Here is a 2,822-nt window from a genome sequence, read left to right on the forward strand (position 1 = left end):
ATTATAGAGTTTACATTTCATAGAGTAATACTAAAATTTAATCATAATTTAGCAATTAAACTACCTTTATGTAAAGAAGGTATTGAAGATAATATAAAGGAATTAGAATTATATAATAATTGCAAAAATGATTTAAAAGAATTCTTAAATCCTTCATTATACTTAGATAAAAATATACTTATAGTAGAAAATTATTCAAAAATTCATTACTTACCTGAAGAAATTCATACTAAAATTATAGAAGCACTTAAAGAGAATAATTTGCAATTAAAAGATAATAATATAGTTGATTGTTATGGTAAAAATAAAGATAAACATATAGTATTAACTGATTATACTTTTTTTAATTCTTAAAAAAAGTATAAAAAAACTGGTATATAAAAAGATACCAGTTTTTTATACTTTATTTCTTTTTTATTTCACTACCATTTGATTCTAATAAAATATTTCCATCTAAGTTAGTTTGATAAGTTTTAATACCTTGTTTACTAAAAGTTTCAATAGTTTCTTTATGTGGATGACCATACTTATTATCTGTAGCTAAAGACATAATAGCAATACTAGGATTTACAGCCTTTATAAATTCTGGAGTTGATGAGCTGTGAGAACCATGATGACCTACTTTTATTACGTCAGCCTTTAAGTTGTATTTCTTATCTAAAACTTCTTTTTCTGCAGTAGCTTCAGCATCTCCTGTAAATAAGAAAGAGTTATTACCAAAGGTTATTTTCATTATAGGAGAATAATCATTTAAATCCTCATAACTATCTTTATTAGGAGAAAACACCTCTACTTTTACCCCTTTTCCTAAATTAAATTTATCTCCATCTCCTGCTTTTAAAGTTTCTATTTTTAACCCTTTCTTTTTAACAGCTTTAACCATGTTTTCAAAAGTTTTGGTATTATGAATTACCTTAGGTGCAAGAAAATTCTTTACATCAAAATTTTCTAATACCTTTACCATTCCTCCTATATGATCTTCATGAGGATGAGTTGCAACTACATAATCTAAAGTCTTTACATTACGACTTTTTAAGTATTTTATAAGCTTATCCGCTGATTTTGTTGGACCAGCATCAATTAAAAGATTTTTACCATTAACCTGTATTAACTCACTATCACCTTGTCCAATATCTATATAACTTACATCCATTACACCTTTTGTAGACTTAGAAGTATTTGTTTCATTAGTAGTGCTAGTTGTTTTATTACACCCTAATAATAATGTAAATGAAAAGATTAATGTAAACATTAAAATTAAAAACTTACTTAATTTATTTTTAAATTTATTCATATATCCTCCTATTAAAATTAATAAAATTTCTTTATAAATTTATAACTATGTATTAAAATATTCAATTATCTTTCTTAATTTTAAAAGAATATCCCCCCTTAATTAAAAATATTTTAACATCTCTTGTAATTTTAACTAAATAAATTTAAAATGTATAGTTAAATTTAAAAAATATTTTTAAATCTTAATAATTTATAAAAACGATATAATTAACTTAGTAAATTTCTTATATTTTTAATTATGTAAATTAAATAAATTAATCTTACAATTAAAAATATTTTATAAGATAAATTTTTAAAATTCACCTTATAAAATATTTTAATTAACTTATATATCTATATCTAAAATTTTATTAATGTATTAAAAATGTACTCCTAAATAATCTAAAACATAATTAATAGGGGTTGCAGCTGTTACTGTTTCTCCATGTCCAAATATTAAACCTATAGCATTATTAGAAAAATCACATAATAAAGCACCTGAATCTCCTATGTCAGACATTTTACTAACTAAAATTTGATCATTAAATGTACAAAAGTCTCCATCATTCATAGCCATAGCAAAAGATACATTAGTACTTGATATAGTTCCATTAGTATATCCTGTAGCTTTCCCTACTTTTTGTACTTTAGCCTCTTTTGTAGGTATAGTTGTTCCTTTTATTACTCCAATACCAGGAATATCTGTAATAACATCTATGCCTGGATTAATTTCAGCTATAGCACAATCAGCATAATTTACTACAATATCTGATGGTCCATCTTCAAAATTTAATACAACAGTTCTCGCTAAAGTAGCAACAGCATTTTTACTATATAACCCTGCATCTCCTACTCCAGGCTGAAGTATTATAGAACCTGCTTGAAATTCATTTAATCCTGATATTACATGATTATTAGTCAATATATACTTTTTGTCTTTTTTTTCTGGATCATTATCATATACTATAGCTCCAATAGTTCCAGCTCCTATTCCTTCAGCCACTCCAATGCTACATCCTGGACGTAATGGTCTTATTTTAGATTGAAGATTTATTAAAATATCAGAAGCACTAAATCTAAAGTCACCTGTTTGAATAACATCTGTTTTTATTGACAAAAAATCTTTAGGAATTTTATCTGAACTAGATAAACTATCAATAGAAACTTTTTCTTTTACTAAAACATGAATACTTGGCTCTCCAGTATCAACTCCATTAATTACTTTATTTCCAAGTCCTAACCCTAGTACATTTCTTTTGTTATAAAATAGCATACTATAGTTTCTAGCAATATCTTTTATTAAGTCTTCTCTTAAAATACTCATTTTAATTCCTCCTAACCTTTAATTTTAATTAATAAAAATAAGTATAAGTTTAAATGAATAAATGGTAATGATATATATATTATGATTTTCATCTTAAATTGTTAGTAAATTTATTATAATTTTAAATAAAATAACTTATTTTACATTTAATGCATATAATGTATTGCTATCTATGAATTTCTTTATCTACTCTATTACTTTAATACTTAAATATTTTAATCTA

At 24.0% G+C, this 2,822-nt stretch carries 3 protein-coding genes; 1 reads left to right on the top strand and 2 read right to left on the bottom strand.

Translation table 11 applies throughout. The features are described 5' to 3' along the window. Positions 1 to 354: hypothetical protein (locus GBZ86_RS17390; protein WP_170272278.1), on the top strand; the 354-nt coding region annotated here is incomplete at its 5' end. A 49-nt stretch (positions 355 to 403) separates the two neighbouring features. Here GBZ86_RS17390 and GBZ86_RS14645 read toward each other — a convergent pair. Both GBZ86_RS14645 and GBZ86_RS14650 read right to left on the bottom strand, forming a co-directional pair. Next, positions 404 to 1,294: a ComEC/Rec2 family competence protein gene (locus tag GBZ86_RS14645; protein WP_152891870.1), complete on the bottom strand. Its 891-nt coding sequence runs from the start codon at positions 1,292 to 1,294 to the stop codon at positions 404 to 406. Positions 1,295 to 1,654: 360 nt separating this feature from the next. Further along, positions 1,655 to 2,599, bottom strand: a complete 945-nt coding sequence (locus GBZ86_RS14650) for a chymotrypsin family serine protease (RefSeq protein WP_152891872.1) — start codon at positions 2,597 to 2,599, stop codon at positions 1,655 to 1,657. Between the last annotated feature and the right edge of the window lie 223 nt (positions 2,600 to 2,822).

It is taken from the genome of Clostridium tarantellae (assembly GCF_009295725.1).
Taxonomy (GTDB): Bacteria; Bacillota; Clostridia; order Clostridiales; family Clostridiaceae; genus Sarcina; species Sarcina tarantellae.

Bases quoted from the DNA above. Each gene is read 5' to 3' on its own strand.
- GBZ86_RS14645 (WP_152891870.1), bottom strand. From the start codon at position 1,294: ATGAATAAATTTAAAAATAAATTAAGTAAGTTTTTAATTTTAATGTTT.
- GBZ86_RS14650 (WP_152891872.1), bottom strand. From the start codon at position 2,599: ATGAGTATTTTAAGAGAAGACTTAATAAAAGATATTGCTAGAAACTAT.